Below are 26,914 nucleotides of genomic sequence, written 5' to 3' on the forward strand. Positions count from 1 at the left end.
AAAAAGAAAATGGATATTTATTCAAGTTCGTCGTCGTAATCATTGACGTAGAATTCAAGGATGTCCGGACGGGAATAATGGCCTGTTGCATCGAATTCCATACGGCTCATGGGTACCATATCGAGATCAAGGTCGGCATAGATAATGGCTTCCTTGTTCCATACGGGCTCCGTGACATAGTGGCCATAGGGATCGATGAGGCACGTACCACCCGAGCAGGTTTCTTCTTTCAGGCGGCTGATTTCGTCCTGTTCCAGGAGATCCTGCGGGTACTGGTCACGCGTGAAGTACTGATCGACGTTGAAGACGAAGCAATGGCCTTCAATGGCAATGTGTTTGATCGTGTCCTGCCATTCCGGGTTGTCGTTGGTATTGGGGGCCAAATAGAGGGAAACACCTTTTTCATAGAGCGCTACGCGGGCTAAGGGCATGTAGTTTTCCCAGCAAATGAGGCTGCCCATAGCGCCCCACGGCGTATCGACGACGGGGAAATACGTTTCCGGTACGTGGGAATCTGCCCAAATATAGCGTTCCGAACCGGTCGGCTTAATTTTCCGGTGTACCGATACGAGTTCGCCTTCCGGTGAGAAGATCAGATTGGTGCAATAGAGAGAGCACGTTTGATGATCCCGTTCTGTGACGCCAATGCTCACATAGGCCTGGGCCTTTTTGGCGGCAGCGGCAATGCCTGCCGTATCGTCAGGTACGAGGACGGCGTTGTCATAATATTTTTTCCAATCCTGCCGGCCCGTATTATTGCGGCTGCCTACAGTGAAGCCGAAGGTCAGTCCGTAGGGATAGCAAGGGATAATCGATTCCGGAAAGACAATCAGCTCAGCGCCGTTTTGTCCGGCTTCGTGAATTTGCCTGATGACCTTTTCTGTCGTCGCCCGTTTATCAAACATAATAGGCGACGCCTGTACGAGTGCAGCCCGTAAATTTTTCTTTAAATTTTTCATGCTCTATCCCCTCCTAAGCTAAGTGTAGGTTACAGGAGTATTATAACATAGGTATACGCCTGGGTAGCAAGGGAAATCTATGTTATACTATACGTTGAGGTGAATCTTAATCATGAAAAATCCGTTTTCAGATTTATTTATATTAGACTTTACGCATGTATATTCTGGCCCGTATTGTACGATGCTGCTGGCCGACCTGGGGGCCAGGGTAGTAAAAATAGAACGGCCCGGCAGTGGTGACGATACGCGTCATTATCTGCCCTTTAAAAACGGCGAAAGCGGTTACTTTGCCTATCTCAACCGCAATAAGGAAAGCCTGACCCTCGACCTTAAGAGTCCTGAAGGAAAACGTATCGCCCTGGAGCTCATGAAAAAAAGTGACGTAGTCATTGAAAATTTTTCTGCCGGCACGATGGACCGTCTCGGCCTGGGCTATGAAGCGGCTAAGGCCGTCAAGGACGATATTATTTATGCCTCCATTTCCGGCTTTGGCCAAAGCGGTCCCCTTTGCCACAAGGCAGCGTATGATATTATTGCCCAGGCCATGGGCGGCCTGCTCAGACTGACCGGCTTTCCAGACCAGCCGCCGGTCAAGGTAGGCGTTTCCATTGCCGATGCCAACGCAGGCATCCACATGGCCTTTTGTCTCATGGCAGCCCTGTACCAGCGTGATCATACCGGTGCAGGCCAGTACATCGACGTGTCCATGATGGATACGACCATGTCTGTATTGGAAAATTTTGTCATGCAATATACCTTAAACGGTGTCGTACCGGAACGGTCCGGCAATGAACACTCGGCATCGGCGCCCTTTGATATGTATGAAACCAAGGATGATTACGTGGCCGTAGCGACCGGTAATAATACACAGTTTTCACGAATGCAGGCGGCTATGGGCATGGACATCATGTCGGACCCGCGCTTTGCCGAAAATACGCTGCGCCGCAAAAACTATAAGGAACTGCGGCCTATCCTGGCGGCTTGGATGAAGGAGCACACGACGGCAGACATCGTGGCTCTCTTTGACCGGGCTGCAGTCCCGGTGGCACCGGTGCTGGGCATCGATGAATTAGTGAATCATCCGCAGATCCGGGCGCGGGGGATGATCGAAACACAGCATCATCCGGTCTTAGGGGATTTGGAAATGCCCGGTTTTCCGGCAAAATTTTCGACGATGCAAACACCGGTCCGCAAAGCGGCACCGCTCCTAGGCGAAGATACGGATGCCATTTTGTCCGGTGTCCTCGGGCTCGATGAAAAGACCATTGCAGCCCTGAAAGAAAAGCATATTGTAGAACAACACGAGAAAGGATAAAAAAACAATTGGGTAGCATAAAAGTACAAAAACTTTCAAAAGCATTTGGCGTTCACGTCGTCTTTCATGACGTGTCCTTTGAACTCAGGCGCGGTGAACGCTTAGGCCTTATCGGTGCCAACGGCGCCGGCAAATCGACGCTGCTCAAGTGTCTCATGGGGGAAGAAGAGTATGACAGTGGTGCCTTTGTCCTTTCTGAAGGAGAAAGCGTGGGCTACCTGCAGCAGGATATTACCTACGCCGATACTATTACCTTAGGGGACGTGATTACGGAAGCGTGGCAGGATGTGCGTCATTTGGAGCAGAATCTGAAGGCCGCAGAAAAGCAGATGCAGGCAGAACCGGATAACGAAGCCCTCATGGACCGCTACGCCCGCCTGCAGGAGCGTTTCGAATGGCTGGGCGGCTTTTCTTACGAATCGATGAGCCATAAGATCGTGCAGGGCCTGGGCTTTTCCGAAGCCGACTGGTCGCGGCCTGTCCAGAGCTTTTCCGGCGGCCAGAAAACGCGTATTAATCTGGCCCGGGCCCTCGTACGGCGGCCGGATTACCTCTTTTTGGACGAACCGACGAACCATCTGGACATGGATATGCTGGAGTGGCTTGAAGGCTATCTCCTTTCTTATGGCGGCGGTATCCTTATCGTGTCCCACGACCGGTATTTCCTAGACCGCGTAGCTACAGGGATTTTGGAAATGAGCCATGGTACGATTACCAAGTATAAAGGCAATTACACGCGCTATATCAAACAGAGCCGGGAACGGCGGGAAGCCTTAGAACGTGCCTACAATAAACAGCAGGAACACATTAAAGAAACGGAAGAATATATCCGCAAGTATAAGGCCGGTATCAAGTCCAAGCAGGCCCGGGGCCGCCAGTCCCAGCTGAACCGCCTGGAACGGATTGAACTGGCACCGGAAGATGCGACGCTCCACTTCCATTTTGCCCCGGCCGAAGGCTGTGGCGAAAAGGTTCTGGTCCTCGACGATATTTGTGGCGGCTATGGCGATAAAGAACTCTTTTCCCATTTGTCCCTGCTCCTGCGGCGCGGTGAAGCAGCATCCCTTATCGGGCCGAACGGTACGGGCAAGACGACGCTGCTGCGCATGATTATGGGCGAAAAAGAGCCGGACCACGGCCACATTACCCTGGGCAGCCGCGTCCACATCGGTTATTTCTCACAGGAGCATACGGAGCTTAAGGGAAACTGGACCCTCGTCGAAGAAATGATGAACGAATTCAGCTATAGCGAAGACGAAGCGCGCAACGTCCTCGGCCGTTTTCTCTTTCAAGGTGACGATGTCTTTAAGACCGTGAGCAACCTGAGCGGTGGTGAACAGGCCCGTCTGGCTCTCTTGAAGTTATTCCTGCAGGGGCCGAATTTTCTCATCCTGGACGAACCGACGAATCATCTCGATATTCCGACGCGGGAAATTCTGGAACAGGCGCTCCTCGATTTTGGCGGCACCTATCTCGTCGTATCCCATGACCGCTATTTCCTCGATAAGATTACGAGCCGGACGCTGGTCCTTGAAGCTAAGCAGCTGCACGAATATTTGGGCAACTACACGTATTACCGGGAAAAAGAACGGGAAGCAGAAGAACTGGCTGCCCAAAAAGCAGCAGAACAGGGAGAGACTGTGACGGCAGCTTCTAAGGCAGAGGCAGCGAAGAAAGAAGCGGAACCGCAGCGGCACACGCCGCCGGCGAAAAAGGCCCAGTCCTACGGCACGACGCGGCAATTGGAAAAGATAGAAATGAAGATTTCCGAGCTCGAAGCGACGGCCAAGATGTACGAATTCCAGCTTAATCAGCCGGAAAACCAGACCGACCCGGAAAGGGCCATGGAACTGACAGCACTTTACGAACGTACCCAGGCTGAACTGGAGGCTGCGTACGAAAAGTGGGAAGAACTTTCTGAAGCAGAGTAAAGTGATACAAAAAGAGCAGGCAGCATTGAGCTGCCTGCTCTTTTTGTATCTGTATTTATGGCGTATTTGCCCTTTTTAGACGTTAAAACGGAAGTAGGTGACATCGCCATCCTGCATGATGTAATCCTTGCCTTCCAGGCGTACGAGACCTTTTTCCTTAGCAGCCTGTTCACTGCCGCAGGCAATGAGGTCGTCATAGGATACGATTTCGGCGCGGATGAAGCCCCGTTCGATATCCGTATGAATCTTGCCGGCTGCTTTCTGCGCTTTCGTGCCGTTGACGATGGTCCAGGCGCGGACTTCATCGGCACCGGCCGTGAAGAAGTTGATCAGGCCCAGCATGGCGTAGCTGGCTTTGATCAATTTGGCCAGGCCGGCTTCGGGCAGGCCCAGTTCCTGCAGGAAAACCGTTGCTTCGTCAGCCGGCAGTTCGGCGATTTCCGCTTCGATCTTGGCCGAAACGGCAACGACCTGGGAGCCTTCCGCGACGGCGAATTCCTTCAGGGCCTGTACGTGCGGATTCGCGTCCGGTTCGGATGCTTCGTCTTCGGCTACGTTGGCAATGTAGAGGATGGGTTTTAAGGTCAACAGATTGAGATCGTGTACCCACGGCAGCTCGTCCTTGGTCAGGCCAACCTTGCGGGCCGGTTCGCCGTCTTCCAGCGCCTTGAGGATTTTCAGGAGAATGTCGAGCTCGGTCTTGGCTTCCTTGTTGCCGCACTGGGCCACCTTGCGGATGCGGTCTGCCCGTTTCTGTACCGTGTCCATATCGGCCAGGCACAGTTCCGTATTGATGACGTCTACGTCACGGACCGGGTCGATGGAGCCCGATACGTGCGTAATGTTGCCGTCTTCAAAGCAGCGGACGACTTCGGCAATGGCGTCGGTTTCACGGATGTGGCTGAGGAATTTATTGCCCAGGCCTTCGCCCTTGGAGGCACCGGCTACGAGGCCGGCAATATCGACGAAACGCGTTACCGCAGGAATGGTACGTTTCGGATGATACATATCTGTCAGGACCTGAATGCGTGCGTCCGGTACTTCGACGACGCCTACATTCGGTTCAATCGTGCAGAACGGATAGTTAGCCGCTTCTGCTCCGGCCTTGGTAATTGCATTAAAGAGCGTGCTCTTACCGACATTCGGCAGGCCGACAATACCGATTTCCAAATTGGTACTCATGAATGAGGTGTTCCTTTCTACGACTTCGATTATTTAATGATATGCAGATCGGCAATACGCTGTACGGCTTCTACCGTGTTTTCCCGTGTGCCGAAAGCTGTCAGGCGGAGATAGCCTTCACCGTGCGGGCCAAAGCCGGCACCCGGCGTGGTAACGACGTTGGCTTTTTCCAGGAGCAGATCGAAGAAGTCCCAGCTCTTCATGCCGTTCGGTGTCTGTACCCAGGCATAGGGGGAATTGGTAGCACCGTAAACCGTATAGCCCGCAGCTACGAGGCCGTCGCGGATAATGTGGGCGTTTTCCATATAATATTCGACGTAAGCCAGGCACTGTTTCTGGCCTTCTTCACTGTAGTACGCTTCGGCTGCGCGCTGAATGATATACGGCGTGCCATTGAAGAACGTGCACTGGCGGCGGTTCCACATGGGGTTCAGTTCGACAGCTGTGCCATCAGCCTTGTAGCCGACGCAGGCTTTCGGGACGATGACGTAGGAGCAGCGCGTACCCGTGAAGCCGGCGCATTTCGAGTAGGAACGCAGTTCGATGGCGACTTCCTTGGCCCCTTCTACTTCGTAGATCGAGTGGGGGACGTCCGGTTCTGTAATGTATGTTTCGTAAGCCGAGTCATAAATGAGGACGACTTTATTTTCCTTGGCATAGGCGACCCAGTTTTCCAGTTCGGCCTTGCTCATGGCTGTACCTGTCGGGTTGGACGGGTTGCAAAGGTAAACGATATCCACCTTTTCTGTCGGCGGCTGGGCTTTGAAGCCGTTTTCCGGCGTGCACGGGAGATATACGACACCGTCGTACATGCCTTTTTCTTCATTGTAGAGGCCTGTGTGGCCGAGCATGACGTTGGAATCGAGGTATACCGGGTAGACCGGATCGGCTACGGCAAATTTCATATCACTGCCGAAGATTTCCTGAATGCAGGCAACGTCCGTCTTGGCGCCGTCGCCGATGAATACTTCATCGGCGTCGAGGCTGATGCCGCGCGTTTCGTAATCGCCTTTGATGATGGCTTGGCGCAGGAAATCATAGCCCTGTTCCGGACCGTAGCCGCGGAATGTTTCGGCTTTTCCCATTTCGTCAACAGCCTTGTGCATGGCGTCGATGATGGCCGGAGCCAGGGGACGCGTTACGTCGCCAATACCGAGACGGATGATGTTGGCATCGGGATGGGCCTTGGAAAAGGCTTCTACTTTTTTGCCGATCGTAGCAAAGAGGTAGTTACCCGGGAGTTTTAAATAATTTTCATTTACATGAGCCATGAAATGACCTCCTTTATATTCGATAAGAATGTACATATATACTGAAATGTATACCTGAATGTCACTGTTTATTGTACTACAATCATAAACCCTTGAAAAGGTACGCAAACGCAAGGATTCATGATAAAATAGAATGGTAACCATTTGAAATATTGAAACACCTGCCAGAGAGAGAAAGGGGCGGAGGGTATGGATTATCGTGATAAGAAATGTCTCATTGCTTATTTTAGCCGGCCAGGCGAAAACTATTCGCGGGGACAGCTGGTACATTTGCCCATAGGCAACACGCAGATCGCCGCAGATATTTTGCGTGGCCATGTTCAGGGGGATATGTTCCTCATCGAGGCGGCAGAGCGCTATCCCGACTCGTATGCCGCTACGGTCGAGCGGGCGCGGCAGGAAAAACGGGATAATGCCCGTCCGGCCTTGCGCTATGATCTGTCTGAGGTAACGGCGTATGACGTTATTTTCCTGGGCTATCCGAATTGGTGTGGCACTATGCCCATGCCTGTGTGGACCTTCCTGGAAGCCCATGATTTTTCCGATAAAATTATTAAGCCCTTCTGCACGCATGAAGGCAGCGGCTTTGGCCATAGCCTGGAGGATATTCATGCCCTGGCGCCGCAGGCCAAACTCAGCCGTGGTATAACCCTCTTAGGTACAACCGTTGCCGATGCCGAAGGCGATATCCGCCGCTGGCTGCAGCTGGAAACAATCTGAACCGGCACATACGCGTAAAAAAGAGCCCCTTTGGCGAGGAGCTCTTTTTCTGTACGGTTTATTCGTAGCGCAGTGCTTCAATGGGATCGAGGCGGGCTGCTTTCTTGGCGGGATAGATGCCGAAGAAGAGGCCCGTGCCGACAGAGAAGGTAAAGGAGAGAATGATCGGCGCGGCTGTGATATACGTCGTAAAGGTCGAGAAATGCGAAATGAGCAGGGAAATGGAAACGCCGAAGAACACACCTAAGAGTCCGCCGGCGACGCCGATGACGACGGATTCAATGAGAAACTGCGTCATAATATCCTTAAAGGTAGCACCTAAGGCCTTGCGGATGCCGATTTCCCGTGTCCGTTCCGTAACGGATACCATCATGATGTTCATGATGCCAATGCCGCCGACCAAAAGGGAAATGGCGGCAATACTGCCGAGGAAGAGGGTCAGCATGGTCGTCGTGCTGCTCATGGTTTCCATAATGCTCGTCAGGTTGCGGACGTTAAAGTCGTCGTCTTCACCGGTGCGGATATGGTGGCGCTGGCGCAGAAGTGTTTCGACCTGTTCCTGGACGGCGTCCATATCGTTCGTATTGGTAACCTGAATATTGATGGAGCGGATGTACGTAATGCCCATGAGCCGTTCCTGGGCGGTCTTTAAGGGGACGAGGACTACGTCATCCTGGTCACTGCCCATAGAGGACTGGCCTTTGCTTTCGAGTACACCAATGACCTTGAAGGGCTGGTTGTGAATACGGATATTGCTGCCTACAGGGTTCTTTGTACCGAAGAGATTGGTGGCGACGGTAGAACCGATGACGGCTACACGGTTACGGCTGTTGTCGTCGGCGTTGGTAATAAAGGAACCGGAGGCGACAGTGAGGGAGCGGATTTTCATGTAATCCGGCGTGACGCCGTAAACGGACGTGTTCCAGTTCTGGTTGCCGTAAACGACCTGGTAGCTGCTGTTGACCGTCGGTGCCACATAATCGATGTCCTTAATGCGCTTTTGAATGGCTTCGGCGTCATCGAGCTTCAGGCTCTGGTTGGACCCGGCAGCAGAACGGACGCCGCCTTTATTGGCCGAGCCCGGCGTGACGATGAGCATGTTGCTGCCCAGACTGGCAATGGAGTTGGTGACGTTTTGCCGCACGCCCATGCCGATGGAAATCATGACGATGACGGCACCGACGCCGATGATGATGCCCAGCATAGTCAAAATGGAGCGGAGCTTATTGGACAGGAGGGCTGCAATGGCGATACTGACACTTTCTTTAAACAACATCCATGACCACCCCTTTCCCTGCATCACGCGTAATCATACCGTCACAGAGAAGCAGCTGCCGGCTGGCACAGGCGGCGATGTCCGGTTCGTGCGTGACCAGGATGATCGTCTTGCCTTCTTCGTGCAGGTCCTCGAAGAGGTGCATAATGTCCTTCGTCGATTTTGTATCCAAGTTGCCTGTCGGTTCATCAGCCATGATGATGTGCGGTTCATTAACCAGGGCCCGGGCAATGGCGACACGCTGACGCTGGCCGCCGGACAATTCGTTAGGCTTGTGATCGGCCCAGGTCTTGAGGCCTACATCGGTGAGCTTTTGCAGGGCCCGTTCGTGCCGTTCCTTGCGGCCCACGCCGGCGTAGACCAGAGGCAGGGCTACGTTATCTAAGGCAGAAATACGCGAGAGGAGGTTGAAGTTCTGGAAGACAAAGCCAATGTGGCGGTTGCGGACAACGGCCAGTTCGTCGTCAGAAAGATGGGCCACTTCTTCACCGTTCAGTTTATACGAGCCTTCCGTCGGCCGGTCGAGACAGCCCAGGATGTTCATGAGCGTCGACTTCCCGGAGCCCGATGGCCCCATGAGGGCGGCAAATTCTCCTTCACGGATGACGAGATTGATACCTGCCAGGGCGGCAAAATCCTGGCCGCCAATATGATATATTTTTTTAATGTTTGTCAGTTCAATCAGTTTCTCATTCATAGTGTTACACCTGATTTCTTGCCCTTATGGCAGTATTACATGGGTGGCGGTCCCTGGCGGCTGTTGCTCTTAGAGCTGCTGCTGGAGGTGGTCTTAGCAGCCGTATAGGAAATAGAAACCTTATCACCGGCGTTGAGGCCGCTCAGGATTTCGACGTAATCGTCGCTGTAAATGCCTGTCGTAACGGGTACTTCTTCGGATTTGCCGTCATCACCGACGCGCAGGACGTACGTGCCGCCGTTATTGGTCTTGAGAGCTGCAATGGGCACGACGAGGGCGTCGTCCTTTTCCGACGTGATAATGTCTACGCGGGCTGTCATGCCCAGGCGCAGTTCGTCGTCCGGATCATCTACGTCGAGAATGACGTAGTAGTAAATAACGCTGGCTGACGAAGAAGAGGAAGAGGTAGAACTCGTGCCGTTCGTATCCCACGTGTTGCTCGTATCGGTTTGGGAAATCTTCGTGACGTGAGCTGTAAAGGTCTTGTCCGAATACGTATCGACTGTAAAGGTGGCGTCCTGGCCGACCTTGATCTTGCCGATATCCGTTTCATCGATGTTGGCGAGAATCTGTTTTTTGCTCGTATCGGCGATGCGCATGATGACCGTCGGGTTGCTGTTGCCCTGGACGGCCATGGTACCGGCCGGTTTCGGTTCACCAACGATGACGCCGCTCATAGGCGCCGTAATGGATGTTTCAGCCAAATCCGATTCGGCGGCTGATAAGGTTGAAAGGGCCGTCTTATATTCGTATTCCGCATTGTCGAGGGCCTGCTTGGTACCGGCACCTTGATCATACAATGACTTATAGCGTTCGTAATCGAGACGCGTATTCGTTACTTTATATTGGGCCTGATCGTATTTGGCCTGATAATCCTTGCCGTCCAGTGTGGCTACGACCTGTCCGGCTGTGACGTGGTCATTTTCCTTGACCAGGACCTGGCTGATGCGGGCCGTAATCTTTGGCGAGACTTCGACGGAATCGACAGGACGGATGGTCCCCGTAGCGGATACGGTGGATTTCAGGTTCATGCGCTGTACCGTCGCCGTTTCTACGGCAGCTGCCTGTTTGGCACTCTGCTGTTGCTGATAATAATACCAGCCGCCACAGGCGCAAGCGGCAATAAGGACGATGGCAATGGCTGCTTTTGCTTTGAAATTTAGTTTCATAAGAATCACCCTGCAATTTGAAATGGAGTAGTTGTATAAAAAATAAAGGCTGTAAACCATACGGTACTTCCGTATGCACAGGTTAAGTATAACATAAGTGAGATGGACAAAAAAAGGAAGAACCGTGCCAGCAGGGAAGATTACAAGAAACTGTAACAAATGACTTTATGAATTTGTGTTATACTACATATGTAAAACTATATTGTAATAAATATAAATGCAATAAGGAGGAAATAATATGAAATGCAGGTGGAGTGCGGTTCTCTTGGCAGCCCTCTTTTGTACCAGTCCGGCCTGGGCGGCAGCCCCGGCAGGAACGCCGGCGGAAAGCGCTTCTGTAACGGCAGCGGCGGCCCCGCTGGCAGCCAGCCAGACGGCGGCGCAAAACACGGTCCAGGCAGCAGCAGAAAACACGGCACAGACGGCAGCAGAGAAGGATCAGAACACGTACAGCTTAGCACTCGATACGTCTGATTATACTGTTGATACGATGCAATACAGGGGACAAAAGGTAGTTTTTCGCTCCTACGAAAATCGCGTATACGTAGCCCATCCTGTCGATGCAGCCTATGAATCTATGAATATCTACGTGCCGGAAGATTATTTTGACGGCAAGACCATTCATGGCTATACGGCGGCGACTGCACCGATTTTCTTGCCGAACAGCGTCGGCGGCTATATGCCGGGGAAGGCCGGTACGCCTCTGGAAGAAGACCGCATGAGCGGTGGTCCCAACGCAATCCTGACGGCTCTGGCCTATGGCTATGTCGTGGCAGCACCGGGGGCCCGGGGCAGGACGAATGAAGCCGCCGATGGTACGTATACAGGCAAGGCTCCGGCTCTCCTCGTCGATATGAAAGCAGCTGTACGGTACTTGCGGTATAATAAAGGCCGCATTCCCGGTAATACAGATAAGATTATTTCGAACGGTACCAGTGCCGGCGGAGCCCTTTCGGCTCTTTTAGGGGCAACCGGGAACAGTCCCGATTATGAACCCTATCTGAAGGCATTGGGCGCAGCAGACGAACGGGATGACATTTTCGCTTCCAGCGATTATTGCCCCATTACGGACCTCGATCATGCAGACATGCCCTATGAATGGGTCTTTGGCGACGTGCATACGTACTATCAGCAGGCCATGCCGGCCGGTCTCATGAAAATGCTCGCCGGCGAGGGGGCTGCTGCGGCTCCGGACGGTACGGTCCAAAACCGCCCGGCCAATGCACCGGCAGAAAGTGCCAAAGCGCAGGAACTGACGAAAAAGCAAATCAAGGTGTCCGCGGTCTTAAAGAAAAAATTCCCTGCCTACCTGAACAGTCTTCATCTGCGGGCTGCCGATGGAACGAAGCTGACTTTAGATAAGAAGGGGAACGGTCCCTTTAAAGAATATATAAAACAACTATATATGGATTCAGCACAGCATGCTATAGATGGTGGCAAAGATCTCTCCCACGTCGGCTGGCTGACTATCGAAAACGGCAAGGTCACGGACATGGATCTGGCACAGTACGCCGTGCAGATTACGCGTCTCAAGGCAGCACCGGCTTTCGATGCCCTGGACCTTTCTACCGGTGAAAACAGTGAATTCGGCTCGGCGTCCATCAATGCCCGTCACTTTACGGCCGTAGGCAAGAAGTATAATACGGTTAAAAAGGCCAAGCTGGCGGATAAAAAAGTCATTGGCCTCTTGAATCCCCTGAACTATATTGGCCGTGAAGATGTTACCGTAGCTCCGCACTGGCGCATCCGTCACGGCAGTGCCGACAGGGATACGTCTCTGGCTGTGCCGGCTATTCTGGCACTGCGCCTGCAAAATGAAGGCTATGACGTGAACTTTGCCGTTCCCTGGGGTCAGGGACATGGCGGGGATTACGACCTGGATGAACTCTTTGCCTGGGCCGACTCGGTATGCCGCTAAAAGAATCCGGTGAAGAAAACTTAAACGGACAATTTATATCCGGATTACAAAAGCGCAAATCAAAAGAGAAAGTTATCTCAATTTAGCATTGAAAAATGAGAAGAAACCAATTTTTCCGTTGCCAAGGCAACAGAAGGATTGGTTTCTTTTTGGTAGCATATAAGCATCAATGATATTTGATGAAAAGCACAACAGAAAGTGAAAATTTTCTTTTAATCTATTTTATGTTGTTATAGTATCCAAAGAAAGAAGGTAGCAGAATGGGGTATCAATTAAGTGGACAGGCATTGACCTCTGCCTTTAAGAAATGGTCTGCAGAGTACGACATTTACGCACCCATGGTGTTTGAAGGAACAGGACGCTTTTCAGAAACCGACGTAATTCGCTATGGCAAGGTGACAGATCCTGCCCAGATCGTGTGGGATGAACGTTCCGAATACTCCTTTAAGGATGTACTGACACCGGTCTGTCAGGTCCTCTTCTACTTCACGGAAAACGAAGTAAAAGAAGCTGATTTCCCGCCGAAGGGCGCCATTATTTTCCTGCGCAGCTGCGATCTGCACGCTGTCAAACGCCTGGACTTCATGTTCCTCGAAAACGGTCCGGAAGATTACTACTACAAAACCCTGCGCGATCGCGTGAAGTTTGTTCTCATGGGCTGTGAACATCCCTTCGAAGACTGCTTCTGCGTTTCTATGGGTACCAACGTCAGCACCGATTACGACGCTGCCGTGAACGCAAAAGATGGCGAATATTTCCTGGACTGTCCTGATGCAACGCTGGCTGCAGCCCTGCAGGAATTTGCTGAACGGACCTGCGACGTCGTGCCGGATCACGTAGAAGAAGACGACGTAGAAGTTACGATTCCGGATAACCTGACCAACGCCATTGCCAAGACCTCTATTTGGGATGAATACGACAAACGCTGTATCAAATGCGGCCGCTGCACCTTGGCTTGCCCGACGTGCACGTGCTGGTCCATGCAGGATATCTTCTATACGGAAAACGGCAAAGCCGGTGAACGCCGCCGCGTACAGACGAGCTGCATGTTTGATGATTACACAACCGTTGCCGGTGGCGGCTGCTTCCGTCAGAAGGCTGGCGAACGCATGCGTTTCAAAGTACTGCACAAGGTCATGGACTTCAATACCCGTGCAGGCTTCCAGATGTGCGTAGGCTGCGGCCGTTGTGACGCTATCTGCCCGGAATATATTTCTCTTACAAACTGCATCAACACGAAGCTGCCCCAGGGCATGAAGGAGGTACTGGAAAATGGCCAATAAAAATGAATATTTACCGTTTCGTTCCGAAATTCTCGAAGTAATCAAACACGCTGAATTAGAATATACCTTCCGCATGTCCTACGATCGTGGCAAGGAACACCCTGTTAATCCGGGCCAGTTCTTTGAAATTTCCATTCCGAAGTATGGCGAAGCTCCGATTTCCGTCAGCGGTATTACAGACCATTCCCTGGATTTCACCATTCGCCGCGTCGGCTCCCTGACGGACGAAATCTTTGAAAATTATGTAGGTGACCACTTCTTCATGCGTGGACCCTATGGCAATGGCTTTAACGTCAACATGTTCAAGGGCAAGGAAGTCATCCTCGTAGCCGGCGGCTCGGGCTTATCGCCTGTACACGGCGTCATCGACTACTTCGCCGACCATTTGGACGAAATCAAGAAACTGACGGTCATCGTCGGTTTTAAATCGCCGGACGACATCCTCTTTAAGGAAGACCAGAAAGTCTGGCTGGAAAAAGGCATTCACCTGATTACGACGGTCGATCATGCGCCTGAAGGCTATGAAGGCCACGTCGGCATGGTAACGAAATATATTCCGGAACTCGAATTCGACAACATGGCCAAGGCCATTGCCGTCGTCGTAGGTCCGCCGCCGATGATCAAATTCTCCATCTTGGAACTGAAAAAAATCGGCTTCAACGAAAACAACATTTGGCTTTCCGAATCGCGTAAAATGTGCTGCGGCCTCGGCAAATGCGGTCACTGCCGTATTGGCGACGTATATATCTGCCAGGACGGCCCGGTCTTCAAATATACGCAGATTCAGACGATGATTGACTAGGAGGATACACGCTATGGCTATGATGGATATGAATTGTGGCAAGTTAAAGAAAAACGCGTTCCGCGTCACGAAAAAACGCGGTATTGCATCGGCTCGTGTACGTGTTCCCGGCGGCCTCCTGAATGCAAAGGTCCTGGGCCAGGTAAAAGATATTGCTGAACGCTTCGGCAATGGCGAAGTACATCTGACCATCCGTCAGGGCTTCGAAATATTCGGTATTCCTTATGAAAAAGTACAGGAAGTAAACGAAGCACTGCAGCCGATTATTGATGAACTCAATATCAACCAGTCCAAGAAGGGCATCGGCTACGAATCGTCCGGTACGCGTAATATCATGGCTTGTGTCGGCAACCATGTCTGCCCCTTCGGTAACTACAATACGACGGCACTGGCAAAACGCATTGAAAAAGCCATCTTCCCGAATGACCTGCACGTAAAGGTAGCTCTTACAGGCTGTCCGAACGACTGCTGTAAAGTCCGTATGCATGACTTTGGCATCATGGGTATGACGGAACCTCAGTTTGACCCGTCCCGCTGCGTCAGCTGTGGCGCCTGCGTCAAGAAATGCAAACAGCTTTCCGTAGAAGCCTTGCACATGGAAAAATTCCGTCCCGTACGGAACGTAGAAAAATGCATCGGCTGTGGCGTTTGTGTTCATGCCTGCCCGAACCGTGCCTGGACGCGCAGCAAAACGCAGTATTTCCGCCTGACACTCCTTGGCCGTTCCGGGAAGAAGAACCCCCGTATGGGCGTCGATTTCATCAAATGGTGTGATGCCGACAGCATCGTCAAGATCGTTTCCAACGTCTACGACTATGCCAAGAAATACATCGATCCCGATGCTCCGGGCGGTAAGGAACACATTGGCTACATCGTTGACCGTACGGGCGTCGATACATTCTTAGAATATATCATGAGAGACGTTCATTTGCCGGAAAAAGCAGAAGTGTACAAACCTCTCTACTGGAATGGTATTCGCTACTGGGGCCTGAAGTAAGGGCAACAGCGTGAGAGGAGATACACATGTTTAACGAAGAATATAAAGCAACGGGCAATGGGGCAAAGGCCAAAGTAGCGATGCTCAAAAATAACCCCTTAGGTTATTTCCTGCTTTCCGCTCTGGCCGGTGCATACATCGGCTTTGGGATTCTCCTGGCGTTCACCGTCAAAGGATCCCTGGGCCCCCTGCCTGTTACACCGATCGCTATGGGTGCGTCCTTTGGCATCGCCTTGAGCCTGGTCATCATTGCCGGCGCCGAGCTGTTTACGGGCAATGCCTTTGTCCTCTTCAACGGCTGGCGGCAAAAGACCGTTTCCGCAGCTGACGTCATCCGCCTCTGGGTCGTCTGCTACCTGGGCAACTGGTTTGGCGCCATTGTCCTTTCCCTGATCTTCATTGCCGCCCTCGGTCCTGTCGGGGCTGTCGGCAAGGCCTTGACCGGTGCAGCCGTGATGAAGACCGGCCTGCCGCCGCTCGCTCTCTTTGCCCGCGGTATCCTTTGTAACGTTCTCGTCTGCTTAGCCGTTTGGTGCGGCTTCCGGACCAAGAGCGATGCAGCTAAATTGATTATGGTCTTCTGGTGTCTCTATGCCTTCTTTACCTGCGGTTTTGAACATAGCATTGCCAACATGACCGTTCTCACCTTGGGCCTCTTGTCTCCTGTAGACGCTTCGATTACCCTCAGCGGTTACCTCTACAATCTCTTCTTTGTAACCTTGGGCAACATCGTCGGCGCCATCGTCTTCCTGTCCATCCCCTATGGTTTGGGCGCTTTGGAAAAGAAAGCAAAAGAATAAAAGCTGTATAGAGCGCGTGCTCTATATGAAAAATCCCCCGCATGGGCTGGCGTGATGTCGGCTCTGGCGGGGGATCTTTTTGCTTATCGCATACAGGCCCTCCCTGGGGAACGTCTGTATATTCGTCAGAGGATGGTAAAGGTATCCTTGTCAAAATCGATAGTACCTTCTTCTTTCATGCGTGCCAGTTCCCGCGATACGGCTGTGCGGTCGGCACAGAGATAGTCGGCCAGCTCGGTCCGGCTTAAGGGCAGGGTAATGGTCTTGCTGCCCTGTTCCTCAGCCTGAAAAGAAAGGTATGTCAGAATCTTGCGGCGCAGGGTCTTCTTGGAGACCACTTCCAGCTTTTCCATGAGCAGCGCGTTTTTATCGGCCAGCATGCGCAGCATGTTTTCGATGAGCCTGTAATGGAAGGGGCAGGAATTTTTGCACGTCTGCAGCACCTTGCGGAAGGGCAGGTAGAGGACGCGGCTTTCGCGTACTGCCTGGAAGGTAACGGACGACTTGAGGACTGTACCACAGGCAAAGGATTCGCCGAAGAGAGAACCCGGATGGAGTACAGAAAGAATCGTCTTATCGCCCCAGGAATCTTCGTGGACCATGTGGATACGGCCACTGAGAATGACGCCAATATATTTTACCTCTGCTTGTGCTAACAGGGGGAATTCTCCCTTATGTATTGTTTGAAAGCGGGCTCCCAGGCATTGCAGCATAGGACCCAGGTCCTGCTCGCGGATACCTGCAAAGAGATGCATAGAAGTCAAACTGGCGTAGTCAATACTCATACAATCACCTGCTTTTTGCCACAGCAGCAAAGGCGTTCTTCGCTGCGGACAGCGTTATTTCAATAGCCTGATCATCATGTTCGCCTGAGAGGAAACACGTTTCGAACTGAGACGGCGGCAGGTAGATGCCGGCTTCCAGCATGGCCTGGAAATACGTGGCAAAGGCTTCCTGATCGCAGGCATTGGCCATGGCAAAATCGCGGACCTCGCCGGGCGTGAAAAAGACGCTGAACATGGAGCCTGACTGGTGGATGCAGACCGGTACGCCGGCTGCGGCCGCAGCCGTGCGCAGGCCGTCGCAGAGCTTTTTCGTCTGGGCTGTGACGCGGACCGTATAGTCCGGATCTTCCGTAATGATGCGCAGCGTTTCCAGACCGGCCGTGACTGCCAGGGGATTACCGCTCAGTGTACCAGCCTGATAAATCGGGCCGGCCGGCGAGACGCAGTCCATGAGGTACGCCTTGCCGCCGTAGGCAGCTGCGGGCAGGCCGCCACCGATGATTTTACCCAGGCAGGTCAGATCCGGCGTGATGCCATAGTATGCCTGGGCGCCGTGCAGGTCCGTACGGAAGCCGCACATGACTTCGTCAAAAATGAGAATGGCACCGTGGGCAGCCGTCTGGCTGCGCAGCGCTTCGAGAAAACCCGGTACAGGTGGTACGCAGCCCATGTTGCCGGCGACGGGTTCGACGATGACGGCAGCGATGTCGTTGCCGAACCCATCCATCAGGCGGTTAAAGGCTTTTGTATCGTTGTAGGGCAGGGTAATCGTATCTTCTGCCGTAGCCCTGGTGACGCCCGGACTGTCGGGCTGGCCGAAGGTGGCTGCACCGGAGCCGGCACTGACGAGGAGACTGTCGGCATGGCCGTGATAGCAGCCCTGGAATTTTATAATCTTATCGCGGCCTGTAAAGCCACGGGCGACGCGTAAGGCACTCATGGTGGCTTCTGTGCCGGAGTTGACCATGCGCAGCCGTTCGATAGACGGGTAGATTTCTTTGACCAGGTTGGCCAGCTCTGATTCGAGGAGCGTCGGTGCACCGTAACTGGTACCGCGTGTAGCAGCCTCTTGCAGGGCCTTGACTACCCGGGGATGCGCATGGCCGGCAATCATGGGACCCCACGAGCCGACGTAGTCGATATACGTATTGCCGTCAATATCCGTGATGGTACAGCCTTTGGCTGAGGCGATAAAGGGCGGGTTGCAGTGCACGCGGCCGTATGAACGGACCGGGCTGTTGACGCCACCGGGCATGAGCGTTTGGGCTGCCGTAAAGGCCGCCTCTGATTTTGTATGTGCAAGCATAGGAAATTTCCTCCTTTACAGAATAGACATGATCAAAGCTTGAACAGGTCGGAAAGAGACTGCAGTGTCTTTTTTTCTTTTTCCGTGTGGGCTGCTTCTACCGTTTGCATCATAGGATCGCGCAGCAGCTTGCGCACGAGCATGCGCGACATGTTTTCAATAACCCTGTATTGTTCGTCCGTAAGGCCCGGCAGTTTATTGCGGGCCCGCCGCCATTCGCGCTGGCGCATGAGTTCAGCCTTTTTCGACAAGCGTAGCATGGCCGGCCGGACTGTGAGGTAGCGGAAACGCTCCGTCAGGGCTTCTGTATCTTCGTCGACAATGCGGGCGGCGACGGCTGCTTCCTGTTGGCGCGAGTATTCGTTGTTGCGGACGACCGTTGAGAGGTCGTCAATATTATACAACGTAATTCCCGGCAATTCGCCGGCGTCCGGCTCAATGTCCCGTGGTACGGCAATATCGATGAGCAGTAAAGGCCTATGACATCGTAAGCAGCACAGCCGCCGTACCCGTTCTGTCGTCAGTACATAATGCGGTGCCCCTGTAGAGGTGATGATAATATCTACGTCCTCCGTCACCGCGTCGGCAGCCTGGTAATGGACGGCTTTGCCTTGCAGTGTCGCAGCCAGTGCCTGGGCCCGTTCGATATGGCGGTTGACGATGTACAGGCGTCCTGTACCCTTGCCGCGGAAATTACGGGCTGTCAGCTCGGCCATCTGCCCGGCCCCGTAAATCATGAGACCCCGGCCGGACAAGTCGCCCAGAATCCGTTCGGCCAGCTGGACGGCTGCGTAGCTGACAGACACAGCGTTGTAGGCAATATGCGTATCTGTGCGTACGCGTTTGCCTGTGGCAATGGCCTGATGGAAGAGCAGGTTCAATACGGTGCCTGTGGCACCGCATTCGTGGGCTAAAATATAGGCCTGCTTGACTTGACTTAAGATCTGTCCTTCCCCTAAAATTTGAGAGTCCAGGCTGGCTGCAACGGTGAGTAAATGGTGGATACAGGCTGTGCCTTCGTAGACGTAAAAGTATTCCGGTTTTATGTCGGGCTGACAGGGCAGGAGGGAGAGGAAGAAGTCCTGCAGGACGTGGCTGTCTGTGTCGTCATCGCAGACGGCATATACTTCCGAGCGGTTGCACGTAGAAAGGACGACAGCTTCCTTTAATGCAGTATATTGATCCCATTGAGAGAGGGCTGAACGAATGCTATCCTGTGTGGCAGCAAACTGTTCCCGTATGGCTACAGGGACGGTCTTGAAATTCAGGCCCCATACAAGTAATTGCATGATGGCGTTAACTCCTTATATATAAATCACTACTAGTATAGTGTAGTAAATTCTCTGAGTCTTGACAAGAGGGGCAGGAAGAAGCGGCCGGGACCGTTTTCCTGATTTAGACCGGGTACGGCAAAAGCTGCCGGATTTTATTTCCGGCAGCTCTGGCTGTACAGTATGGGTCAAGGGTTACCAGGCTACGCCTTCCTGGAGCCAACGGGCGGCATCCAGGGCGTGATAGGTAATGATAATATCGGCGCCGGCCCGTTTCATGGAGGTCAGGGATTCCATGACAATGCGCTTTTCATCAATCCAGCCGTTCTGGGCGGCTGCCTTTACCATGGCGTATTCGCCACTGACATTGTATACGGCAATGGGCCGGTCAATCCGGTCCCGGGTCTGGCGGACGATGTCCAAATAGGTCATGGCCGGCTTGATCATGATAATATCAGCGCCTTCATCCATGTCGAGGTCAATTTCCTTCATGGCTTCGCGGGAGTTGGCCGGGTCCATCTGATATTGGCGGCGGTTGCCGAATTCAGGCGCCGAGTTGGCCGCATCGCGGAAGGGGCCATAAAAGGCTGACGCATACTTGGCCGCGTAAGACATGATAGTCACGTTCTGGAAGGAGTTTTCATCGAGGGCCTCACGCAATGCAGCGATGCGTCCATCCATCATATCCGATGGGGCGACGATATCGGCACCGCACTGGGCCTGGCTGACGGCAACCTTTTGCAGGAGCTTCAGGGTGGCGTCATTGTCGACGTAGTGGCCGCACAGCTGGCCGCAATGGCCGTGGCTCGTATACTGGCAGAGACAGACATCGCCGACAATGACCAAATCCGGCAGTGCCTGCTTGATGGCCCTAATGGCCCGCTGGACCGGGCTGGTCATGTCCCAGGCGGATGAGCCGATTTCGTCTTTGTATTCCGGCAGGCCGAAGACTTCGATGGCCGGTATGCCTGCGGCGGCCACGGTTTTGGCCAGCTCTACAGCATTTTCGACAGAAAGATGATAACAGCCGGGCATGCTGGGAATTTCTTCGCGCACGTTCGTGCCGGGAACGACAAAAATAGGATAAATCAGATCAGATACTTTCACTTCATTTTCCCGTACGAGAGCGCGCATAGCCGGGGAAATGCGCAGGCGGCGGGGCCGTAAACTATTGTACTTCATGATTAGCAAGTCTCCATTCTTGTATTTTTTTTGCCAGTCCCTGACTGGTATAGGTATCGGCGACGAGAGCCGGTGTGAGGCCTTCGTCATGGCAGGCCTGTGCTGTAATAGGGCCGATGCAGGCCAGTCCTACGTTTTTCAGGAGGTTCCGGTCAGGTCCTAAGAGCTGAATCAGGGCCAGGACCGTAGAGGAGCTGGTGCAGGTCAGGAGGTCAAGCTTCTTTTCTTTGAGCAGCTTGACGAGTGTTTCTTTATTTTCTAAGGCCGGTACGGTGCGGTAGGCTGCGGCAATGGTGACAGCGGCACCGGCCTCGGTGAGTCTGTCCGGCAAGACGGCCCGGGCTTTTTCGGCGCGTACGAGCAGAACCTTTGCCCCGGCCGGCAGCGTTTCTATGAGCGCGTCAGCCAGGCTTTCGCCACGGTAATCGCTCTTTGGCATAACATCGGCACGCAGGCCGTATGTTTCCAATGCGTTTGCCGTAGACGGGCCGATGACAGCAAGCTTCACCTGTCCTAAGGCACGGCTGTCGCAGCCGGCCTGGTGCAGGCGGGCAAAGAAATGATCGACGCCGTTAGCGCTCGTAAAGACGAGCCAGTTATAGTCAAAAAGCCGGGAAATGGCCGCATCCAGGCCGGCGTAGCCATCAGCCGGGGCTTCCAGCCGGATAGCCGGGATTTCCAGGCTGGCGGCGCCCTTTTCCTCCAGTATGCGTGTGAGGGAAAAGGCCTGGGGCGACGTACGGGTTACGCCGATGGTAAGGCCAAAAAGGGGCTGCGTATCGAACCAGCGCAGCTCTTGCCGCCGTTTTACGACGTCACCGATGATACAGACTGCCGGCGGCGTGAGCTTAGCCCGGGCTGCGTCGTCAGCCACCTTTGCCAAGGTGCTGACCAGGGTCGTCTGATCCCGGCGCGTACCCCAGCGGATGAGGGCCACCGGTGTTTCCGGCGCCCGGCCGTAGCGGAGCAGCTTTTCCGTAATATTGGGCAGGTTACGTACGCCCATGACGAAGACCAGCGTGTCTACAGCTGTGGCCAGGTGCTCCCAGTGAATAGACGAGTGGCCCTTTGCAGGATCCTCGTGGCCTGTAATGACGGCAAAGGACGAGGCAAAGGCCCGGTCCGTCACGGGAATGCCGGCATAGGCCGGTGCGGCAATGGTGGATGAGATACCCGGTACGATTTCAAAGGGGACGCCTGCGGCATGGAGCGCAGCCCCTTCCTCGCTGCCACGGCCAAACACGAGGGGATCGCCCCCTTTGAGGCGGACGACGGTCTTGCCGTCTTGCCCCAGCTTGACGAGGAGGGCGTTGATTTCTTCCTGCCGCAGCGTGTGGTGGTCAGTTGTTTTGCCGACGTAGATAATTTCTGCATCACGGCGGGCAAAGCGCAGGAGCTGGGGGTCTGCCAGATGATCGGTGACAACCGTATCGGCTTTTTCCAGGAGTTCTTTACCGCGCAGCGTTAAAAGACGCCAGTCACCAGGGCCGGCACCGACGAGATATACCATTCCTTCTGTCATAGGTTTTCTCCTTTCGCACTCAGGGCGAGGATGGCAGAGCCGCCCTCAGCCAGCATTTGCGTGGCCATGTGGCGCCCCAATTCTTCGGCGTCAGCAGGGGCACCGGCCAGGGAACGGCAGAGGCTTTGGCGCCCGTCCGGCGAGGCAATGACCGCACGCAGGATCAGCCGGTTCTGCTGTATCGTCCCGTAGGCACCGGCAGGAATTTGGCAGCTGCCGCCAATGTGGCGGGAAAAACTGCGTTCTGCTGTGACACAGGCAGCCGTTTCGCTGTCATGGAGTTTCTCTAGGAGTTGCAGCATGGCCGTATCAGCGGCCCGCGTTTCTAAGGCCAGTGCCCCCTGGCCGGCAGCGGGAATAAATTCGTCTGCCGGCAAATAGGCGGTAATCCTGTCTGCCAATTGTAAGCGTGTAAGTCCCGCTGCCGCCAGGATAATAGCAGCGTACTCGCCGGCATCGAGGCGGCGTAAGCGCGTGTCTACATTACCGCGCAGATCGCTTACGTCAAGGTCTGGCCGCACATGCAGGAGCTGGGCCTTGCGGCGCAGGCTGGACGTGCCGACACGGGCGCCCTGAGGCAGGTCGGCCAGGGACGCGTACTGACAGGAGACGAAGGCATCCTGAGCCGGCTCCCGCTTCGTAATCGCACCTAAGGTCAAATCTACAGGTAACTCAGCCGGGACATCTTTCAGGCTGTGCACGGCGAGATCAATCGTGCCGGCAAGGATTTCCCTTTCGATTTCTTCTGTAAAGAGCCCCTTGCCGCCAATGGCGCTGAGCGGTCTGTCTACAATTTTATCACCCCGCGTGTGAATATACTTCAGCGTGACGGGAATCTGGGGAAAAAGGAGGCGAAGCGATGCAGCTACCGATTCAGCCTGACGTACGGCCAGACGGCTGCAACGCGTGCCGATGGTAATCTGTTCAATGGTTCTCATGCTGAACCTCCTCACAAAAGTGTTGTAATTTTTGCCGCAGCAAGGCTTCGGCCGCAGCCTGGTCGCCCTCGGCGACGAGTGCCATAATGTCATCGGTCAGGGCCTGGCGCCAAAAGGCCTGCCGGGCCTGGCTGCTGGTAAGGCTGCTTTGGGCTTCGGCACGGATAGCGGCCAGCCGCTCGATCCATTCGCCATACGCCGGAGTCAGCTTTTCTTCCCAATGCAGGCGCAGCCAGCGGGAAAAAGCCGGTGCCTGGCCATTGGTGGAAATGGTGCACAGCAAAGGTCCACGGCGGATGACTGACGGCGTCGTCCAGTTGCTTTCTTCCGGTTTATCGCAAACGTTTACGAGCTGGCCCCGCGCCAGGGCGGCCTTTGCAGCAGCCGCGTTGGCTGTACTGTCGCCAGCACAGCAGAGAAGAAGCGTATAGCCTGCTTCAGCACCAGGCGTATACGGCCGTTGCTGCCATATGATTTGCCCTGCCTGTACCAGGTTCTGCAGCTGCGGGCATATTTCCGGTGCCAGAACTGTCACGACGGCGTTTGCTGCCAAAAGTCCCTTTGCTTTTTGGAATGCTACGTTGCCACCGCCGATGATCAGACACGGACAGTTGTCGAGTAGTAAGTTGATCGGATACATAATAGCCTTTCTATCACGATGCCTCAAAGACATGTGCCTATACATATAATAAAGTTATATATCACCATCGTTTATTATAGCATACTATGGGAAAAGAAAAACGTTGTAATTGCAAGCCTTTTTCTGGGCGTATCATTTTTTTTATTTGACATTCCGCTCATTTTGAATAATAATATTATTTTAGAGATTATAAAAAATATAAACTAATTATTTTATAACCACTGTGAAGTATGGTTTATTTTTTTTATAAAAACTACAATACAACCATTTATGTAAAGGAGAGGTTCTATGTTTGCAGGGATAAAACGGACGCTATTTTCTTTTCTTTGTTTCCTTTTACTGGCCTTTGGCAGCACGGCTGCTGTACAGGCCTATGTGCCGCCTACAGGTGCTGAAGCAGCCTGCCTGATTGATGCAGACACGGGAAAAATCCTGTATCGCGTAAACCCGGATAAATGGGTACACCCGGCGAGTACGACAAAGATCGTAACGCTTTTGACGGCCTTGGATCAGGGCAAGAATAAATTAGAACAGCCCTTACAGATTTCCTGGGCAGCTGCCAATACGGAACCTTCGAGCCTGGGCATTGCCCCGGGGGATCAGCTGACTGTGCACGAGGCCTTACGGGGCATGATGGTCGTTTCCGGAAATGATGCCGCCGTAGCTGTGGCAGAAACGATCGGCGGTTCGGTTGAAAATTTTGCCGGCATGATGAATGCCGAATCCGTTAAGATGGGGGCAGAACATTCTCATTTTGTCAATCCCAACGGCCTTACGGCAGCCGGTCATCATACGACAGCTGTCGACATGGCCCGCATGGCGGCCTACGGCTTGAAGCACTATCCGGAATTTGCCTATATTGTCAGCCTGCCGTCTTATAACATGAAATACATGGACGGCCATACGAAATACGTAACGACGACCAATCATTTTCTGACTAGTGGCTATAGCGGCGCGAATGGCGTCAAAACCGGCTATACGCAGGCTGCCGGCGATTGCCTTGTAGCCTCGGCTACACGCGATGGCCATACCTTGGTAGTCGCTTTATTTAATGATGATGACCGCTGGGTTGATGCGCCGGCTATTTTGGATTATGGCTTCCGCCGTATTCAAACAGGGGTATAACATATATTGTACATAGGGGGGTGAGCCGGAATGGCCCAGGTGTTGATTATTGAAGATGACGAATTGATCGCCGCCTTGGAACGCGATTTTTTTAAAAACAGCAACTTTGATGTGACTGTTGCCAGGGATGCCAAAAGCGGCATGAAAGCCTTATCCCAAACGGCCGTTGATGCGGTTATTCTGGACGTAGGCTTACCAGACGAAGATGGCTTTACTGTCTGCCAAAAGCTTCGGGAAAAGAGCGATGTTCCCATTCTGTTTGTAACGGCCCATACAAGTGATGAAGATAAGATCAAGGGCCTTGGCCTGGGCGCTGATGATTATATCGTCAAGCCCTTCAATCCATCGGAGCTGATTGCCCGCGTAAAAGCCCATATCGATATTCACGAACGTCTGCTGGCAGGGGCGCATCTCATGCGCGATGAAACACTGCCGGATATCCAGACCGGTGACTTAAAGATCTTTATCCGTCGCCGGCAGGTGTTCCGTGGCAAAAAAGAAATTTTATTGACAGGAAAAGAGTTTAATTTGCTCCTCTTTTTGGCGCAGCATCCCAATCAGGTCCTGTCCAAGAAATACCTCTTTGAAATGATTTGGCATCTTGATGCCTTAGGTGAAATGGCAACGGTTACCGTCCACGTCAACCGCCTGCGGGATAAATTGAATGAAGTGAAGCCCAAGTTTACGGCGATTGAAACGGTATGGGGCAACGGCTACCGTTTCCGCATGGAATAAAAGACTGAATTAAGGCAAAAGAAGGGGGAATCGGTAATGTCCGTATGGAAAGCAAATCTTTGTATTCTGGCAGCCGGATCGATGTGGGGAACGATCAGTATTTTTGTGCGACAGCTCGATGCCATCGGCCTAAACGCACTGCAGATTTGCCTGATCCGGACTCTTTTGGCACTCCTCTTTGTAGTCGCCCTGCTGGCCTGGCGGGCACCGCATTTGTTGCGGATCCGCCTGCGGGATTGCTGGTGTTTCCTCGGTACAGGTGTTTTTAGCTATGCCCTGTTTAGTATTTTCTACTTTATTGCCGTCGCCGCCAGCCAGGTCTCCATTGCGGTCATGCTGCTCTATACGTCACCTATTTTTGTCATGCTCTTGTCAGCCCTGCTGTTTAAGGAACCTCTGACACTGCGCAAGTGGGCTGCCCTGGGGTGTACCTTCCTCGGCTGCGTCCTTGTTTCCGGTGTCTTACACGGGAGCCTGGCGATTCCCCTCTTTGTTTTGGCAGTTGGTTTGGGGGCAGGATTTTTCTACGCACTCTATTCGATTTTTGGCCGCTATGCCTTGCGGCGCTACGAGCCGGAAACGGTTACGTGCTATACCTTCGCCTTTGCCGTTGCAGCCATGCTGCCCTTAGGCGATGTTCCCACACTCCTGTCGCTCATGGGCGAGAATACAACGTCCTGGCTGTGGGCCTTAGGCATTGCCTTTTTCTGTTCCGTTCTGCCATATTTTCTCTATACGCTGGGCCTCAAATATATGGAAACGGGGAAAGCGGCTATTATGGCAACCATTGAACCCTTTGTCGGGGCGGCGATTGGTATTTTTATTTTCCAGGAGCCCTACGATTTGATGAAACTGGCCGGTATGGCCTTGATTCTCAGTTCAGTCGTTATTTTGAACAAGAAGAAAAAACAGCCTGGCGTACAGTGTCAGCGCGTTGAAAAATAAGATAGTATAAAAAGCCCGGCCAGTTTTGATATGCTCCCTTCTAGGTAGACATGAGAAATAATAAAATCTCACTCTACTTGGAAGGGAGCATTTAATATGCATAGAACTAAGGTTTGTGCAGAAGAAAAACTACATACGGTGCTAG

At 53.1% G+C, this 26,914-nt stretch carries 24 protein-coding genes; 11 read left to right on the forward strand and 13 right to left on the reverse strand.

What is annotated here, in order from left to right:
• Window positions 1-17: 17 nt before the first annotated feature.
• On the reverse strand, window positions 18-959 hold the full coding sequence (locus H8J70_RS07425) for a carbon-nitrogen hydrolase family protein (protein ID WP_186503245.1): 942 nt from the start codon (window positions 957-959) through the stop codon (window positions 18-20).
• Window positions 960-1,071: 112 nt separating this feature from the next.
• On the opposite strand from H8J70_RS07425, the gene H8J70_RS07430 reads away from it, so the two are divergent.
• Both H8J70_RS07430 and abc-f read left to right on the forward strand, forming a co-directional pair.
• Window positions 1,072-2,274, forward strand: a complete 1,203-nt coding sequence (locus H8J70_RS07430; protein ID WP_186503246.1) for a CaiB/BaiF CoA transferase family protein — start codon at window positions 1,072-1,074, stop codon at window positions 2,272-2,274.
• 8 nt (window positions 2,275-2,282) lie between these two features.
• Window positions 2,283-4,205, forward strand: a complete 1,923-nt coding sequence (abc-f, locus tag H8J70_RS07435) for a ribosomal protection-like ABC-F family protein (RefSeq protein ID WP_186503247.1) — start codon at window positions 2,283-2,285, stop codon at window positions 4,203-4,205.
• Between the two features lie 75 nt (window positions 4,206-4,280).
• Here the strand turns inward: abc-f and ychF are convergent, their stop codons facing one another.
• Both ychF and H8J70_RS07445 read right to left on the reverse strand, forming a co-directional pair.
• A complete protein-coding gene (gene ychF / locus H8J70_RS07440) occupies window positions 4,281-5,387 on the reverse strand; it encodes a redox-regulated ATPase YchF (protein WP_186503248.1) in 1,107 nt (368 codons plus the stop codon).
• 29 nt (window positions 5,388-5,416) lie between these two features.
• Window positions 5,417-6,658, reverse strand: coding sequence for an LL-diaminopimelate aminotransferase (locus H8J70_RS07445; RefSeq protein WP_186503249.1), 1,242 nt, complete (start codon window positions 6,656-6,658; stop codon window positions 5,417-5,419).
• Between the two features lie 189 nt (window positions 6,659-6,847).
• On the opposite strand from H8J70_RS07445, the gene H8J70_RS07450 reads away from it, so the two are divergent.
• Entirely contained in the window at window positions 6,848-7,378 is a 531-nt protein-coding gene (locus H8J70_RS07450) for a flavodoxin (RefSeq protein WP_186503250.1), read from the forward strand.
• A 58-nt stretch (window positions 7,379-7,436) separates the two neighbouring features.
• Here the strand turns inward: H8J70_RS07450 and H8J70_RS07455 are convergent, their stop codons facing one another.
• The 3 genes from H8J70_RS07455 to H8J70_RS07465 are packed head-to-tail and all read right to left on the reverse strand — an operon-like array spanning window position 7,437 to window position 10,520.
• The gene (locus H8J70_RS07455) at window positions 7,437-8,654 is read right to left on the reverse strand and encodes an ABC transporter permease (protein WP_186503252.1); all 1,218 of its coding nucleotides are present in this window, start codon (window positions 8,652-8,654) and stop codon (window positions 7,437-7,439) included.
• Complete coding sequence (locus H8J70_RS07460) at window positions 8,644-9,351, reverse strand: ABC transporter ATP-binding protein (RefSeq protein ID WP_222433627.1); 708 nt, start codon at window positions 9,349-9,351, stop codon at window positions 8,644-8,646. The genes H8J70_RS07455 and H8J70_RS07460 overlap by 11 nt, the downstream gene beginning before the upstream one ends.
• Window positions 9,352-9,386: 35 nt before the next feature.
• On the reverse strand, window positions 9,387-10,520 hold the full coding sequence (locus tag H8J70_RS07465; RefSeq protein ID WP_186503255.1) for an efflux RND transporter periplasmic adaptor subunit: 1,134 nt from the start codon (window positions 10,518-10,520) through the stop codon (window positions 9,387-9,389).
• Window positions 10,521-10,758: 238 nt separating this feature from the next.
• Between H8J70_RS07465 and H8J70_RS07470 the strand changes: the two genes are divergently transcribed.
• The 5 genes from H8J70_RS07470 (at window position 10,759) to H8J70_RS07490 (ending at window position 16,320) form a co-directional block, all read left to right on the forward strand.
• Window positions 10,759-12,438, forward strand: coding sequence for a subtype B tannase (locus H8J70_RS07470; RefSeq protein ID WP_222433628.1), 1,680 nt, complete (start codon window positions 10,759-10,761; stop codon window positions 12,436-12,438).
• A gap of 260 nt (window positions 12,439-12,698) precedes the next feature.
• Entirely contained in the window at window positions 12,699-13,721 is a 1,023-nt protein-coding gene (gene asrA / locus H8J70_RS07475; protein ID WP_186503257.1) for an anaerobic sulfite reductase subunit AsrA, read from the forward strand.
• A complete protein-coding gene (gene asrB, locus H8J70_RS07480; protein ID WP_186503259.1) occupies window positions 13,711-14,523 on the forward strand; it encodes an anaerobic sulfite reductase subunit AsrB in 813 nt (270 codons plus the stop codon). The genes asrA and asrB overlap by 11 nt, the downstream gene beginning before the upstream one ends.
• Window positions 14,524-14,536: 13 nt before the next feature.
• Window positions 14,537-15,520 carry a sulfite reductase subunit C gene (gene asrC / locus H8J70_RS07485; protein WP_246415304.1) on the forward strand — a complete coding sequence of 328 codons (984 nt, stop codon included), beginning with the start codon at window positions 14,537-14,539 and terminating at the stop codon, window positions 15,518-15,520.
• A gap of 26 nt (window positions 15,521-15,546) precedes the next feature.
• Window positions 15,547-16,320 carry a formate/nitrite transporter family protein gene (locus H8J70_RS07490; protein ID WP_186503261.1) on the forward strand — a complete coding sequence of 258 codons (774 nt, stop codon included), beginning with the start codon at window positions 15,547-15,549 and terminating at the stop codon, window positions 16,318-16,320.
• A gap of 125 nt (window positions 16,321-16,445) precedes the next feature.
• Here H8J70_RS07490 and H8J70_RS07495 read toward each other — a convergent pair whose 3' ends face one another.
• The 7 genes from H8J70_RS07495 to H8J70_RS07525 form a co-directional block, all read right to left on the reverse strand.
• On the reverse strand, window positions 16,446-17,105 hold the full coding sequence (locus H8J70_RS07495; RefSeq protein ID WP_186503263.1) for a Crp/Fnr family transcriptional regulator: 660 nt from the start codon (window positions 17,103-17,105) through the stop codon (window positions 16,446-16,448).
• Window positions 17,106-17,109: 4 nt separating this feature from the next.
• The gene (hemL, locus tag H8J70_RS07500) at window positions 17,110-18,411 is read right to left on the reverse strand and encodes a glutamate-1-semialdehyde 2,1-aminomutase (protein ID WP_186503265.1); all 1,302 of its coding nucleotides are present in this window, start codon (window positions 18,409-18,411) and stop codon (window positions 17,110-17,112) included.
• 32 nt (window positions 18,412-18,443) lie between these two features.
• Window positions 18,444-19,700 (reverse strand): glutamyl-tRNA reductase, encoded by a 1,257-nt coding sequence (hemA, locus tag H8J70_RS07505; RefSeq protein WP_186503267.1) that lies wholly within the window; start codon window positions 19,698-19,700, stop codon window positions 18,444-18,446.
• Between the two features lie 177 nt (window positions 19,701-19,877).
• Window positions 19,878-20,864, reverse strand: coding sequence for a porphobilinogen synthase (hemB, locus tag H8J70_RS07510; RefSeq protein ID WP_186503269.1), 987 nt, complete (start codon window positions 20,862-20,864; stop codon window positions 19,878-19,880).
• Window positions 20,851-22,386 carry a uroporphyrinogen-III C-methyltransferase gene (gene cobA / locus H8J70_RS07515; RefSeq protein WP_186503271.1) on the reverse strand — a complete coding sequence of 512 codons (1,536 nt, stop codon included), beginning with the start codon at window positions 22,384-22,386 and terminating at the stop codon, window positions 20,851-20,853. Before cobA ends, hemB begins: the two co-directional genes overlap by 14 nt.
• Window positions 22,383-23,324 (reverse strand): hydroxymethylbilane synthase, encoded by a 942-nt coding sequence (hemC, locus tag H8J70_RS07520; protein WP_186503273.1) that lies wholly within the window; start codon window positions 23,322-23,324, stop codon window positions 22,383-22,385. Before hemC ends, cobA begins: the two co-directional genes overlap by 4 nt.
• Window positions 23,311-23,964 (reverse strand): precorrin-2 dehydrogenase/sirohydrochlorin ferrochelatase family protein, encoded by a 654-nt coding sequence (locus H8J70_RS07525; RefSeq protein ID WP_186503275.1) that lies wholly within the window; start codon window positions 23,962-23,964, stop codon window positions 23,311-23,313. The genes hemC and H8J70_RS07525 overlap by 14 nt, the downstream gene beginning before the upstream one ends.
• Window positions 23,965-24,252: 288 nt before the next feature.
• Here H8J70_RS07525 and H8J70_RS07530 point away from each other — a divergent pair, with 288 nt between their 5' ends.
• The 3 genes from H8J70_RS07530 to H8J70_RS07540 are packed head-to-tail and all read left to right on the forward strand — an operon-like array spanning window position 24,253 to window position 26,769.
• The gene (locus H8J70_RS07530) at window positions 24,253-25,089 is read left to right on the forward strand and encodes a D-alanyl-D-alanine carboxypeptidase family protein (RefSeq protein WP_186503277.1); all 837 of its coding nucleotides are present in this window, start codon (window positions 24,253-24,255) and stop codon (window positions 25,087-25,089) included.
• A gap of 30 nt (window positions 25,090-25,119) precedes the next feature.
• Window positions 25,120-25,824 (forward strand): response regulator transcription factor, encoded by a 705-nt coding sequence (locus tag H8J70_RS07535; RefSeq protein ID WP_186503279.1) that lies wholly within the window; start codon window positions 25,120-25,122, stop codon window positions 25,822-25,824.
• Between the two features lie 36 nt (window positions 25,825-25,860).
• Complete coding sequence (locus tag H8J70_RS07540) at window positions 25,861-26,769, forward strand: DMT family transporter (RefSeq protein WP_186503281.1); 909 nt, start codon at window positions 25,861-25,863, stop codon at window positions 26,767-26,769.
• Window positions 26,770-26,914: the final 145 nt, after the last annotated feature.

Source organism: Megasphaera hominis (assembly GCF_014269395.1).
Lineage (GTDB): Bacteria > Bacillota > Negativicutes > Veillonellales > Megasphaeraceae > Megasphaera > Megasphaera hominis.

Bases quoted from the DNA above. Each gene is read 5' to 3' on its own strand.
- H8J70_RS07425 (WP_186503245.1), bottom strand. From the start codon at position 959: ATGAAAAATTTAAAGAAAAATTTACGGGCTGCACTCGTACAGGCGTCG.
- H8J70_RS07430 (WP_186503246.1), top strand. From the start codon at position 1,072: ATGAAAAATCCGTTTTCAGATTTATTTATATTAGACTTTACGCATGTA.
- ychF (WP_186503248.1), bottom strand. From the start codon at position 5,387: ATGAGTACCAATTTGGAAATCGGTATTGTCGGCCTGCCGAATGTCGGT.
- H8J70_RS07445 (WP_186503249.1), bottom strand. From the start codon at position 6,658: ATGGCTCATGTAAATGAAAATTATTTAAAACTCCCGGGTAACTACCTC.
- H8J70_RS07450 (WP_186503250.1), top strand. From the start codon at position 6,848: ATGGATTATCGTGATAAGAAATGTCTCATTGCTTATTTTAGCCGGCCA.
- H8J70_RS07455 (WP_186503252.1), bottom strand. From the start codon at position 8,654: ATGTTGTTTAAAGAAAGTGTCAGTATCGCCATTGCAGCCCTCCTGTCC.
- H8J70_RS07460 (WP_222433627.1), bottom strand. From the start codon at position 9,351: ATGAATGAGAAACTGATTGAACTGACAAACATTAAAAAAATATATCAT.
- H8J70_RS07465 (WP_186503255.1), bottom strand. From the start codon at position 10,520: ATGAAACTAAATTTCAAAGCAAAAGCAGCCATTGCCATCGTCCTTATT.
- H8J70_RS07470 (WP_222433628.1), top strand. From the start codon at position 10,759: ATGAAATGCAGGTGGAGTGCGGTTCTCTTGGCAGCCCTCTTTTGTACC.
- asrA (WP_186503257.1), top strand. From the start codon at position 12,699: ATGGGGTATCAATTAAGTGGACAGGCATTGACCTCTGCCTTTAAGAAA.
- asrB (WP_186503259.1), top strand. From the start codon at position 13,711: ATGGCCAATAAAAATGAATATTTACCGTTTCGTTCCGAAATTCTCGAA.
- asrC (WP_246415304.1), top strand. From the start codon at position 14,537: ATGGCTATGATGGATATGAATTGTGGCAAGTTAAAGAAAAACGCGTTC.
- H8J70_RS07490 (WP_186503261.1), top strand. From the start codon at position 15,547: ATGTTTAACGAAGAATATAAAGCAACGGGCAATGGGGCAAAGGCCAAA.
- H8J70_RS07495 (WP_186503263.1), bottom strand. From the start codon at position 17,105: ATGAGTATTGACTACGCCAGTTTGACTTCTATGCATCTCTTTGCAGGT.
- hemL (WP_186503265.1), bottom strand. From the start codon at position 18,411: ATGCTTGCACATACAAAATCAGAGGCGGCCTTTACGGCAGCCCAAACG.
- hemA (WP_186503267.1), bottom strand. From the start codon at position 19,700: ATGCAATTACTTGTATGGGGCCTGAATTTCAAGACCGTCCCTGTAGCC.
- hemB (WP_186503269.1), bottom strand. From the start codon at position 20,864: ATGAAGTACAATAGTTTACGGCCCCGCCGCCTGCGCATTTCCCCGGCT.
- cobA (WP_186503271.1), bottom strand. From the start codon at position 22,386: ATGACAGAAGGAATGGTATATCTCGTCGGTGCCGGCCCTGGTGACTGG.
- hemC (WP_186503273.1), bottom strand. From the start codon at position 23,324: ATGAGAACCATTGAACAGATTACCATCGGCACGCGTTGCAGCCGTCTG.
- H8J70_RS07525 (WP_186503275.1), bottom strand. From the start codon at position 23,964: ATGTATCCGATCAACTTACTACTCGACAACTGTCCGTGTCTGATCATC.
- H8J70_RS07530 (WP_186503277.1), top strand. From the start codon at position 24,253: ATGTTTGCAGGGATAAAACGGACGCTATTTTCTTTTCTTTGTTTCCTT.
- H8J70_RS07535 (WP_186503279.1), top strand. From the start codon at position 25,120: ATGGCCCAGGTGTTGATTATTGAAGATGACGAATTGATCGCCGCCTTG.
- H8J70_RS07540 (WP_186503281.1), top strand. From the start codon at position 25,861: ATGTCCGTATGGAAAGCAAATCTTTGTATTCTGGCAGCCGGATCGATG.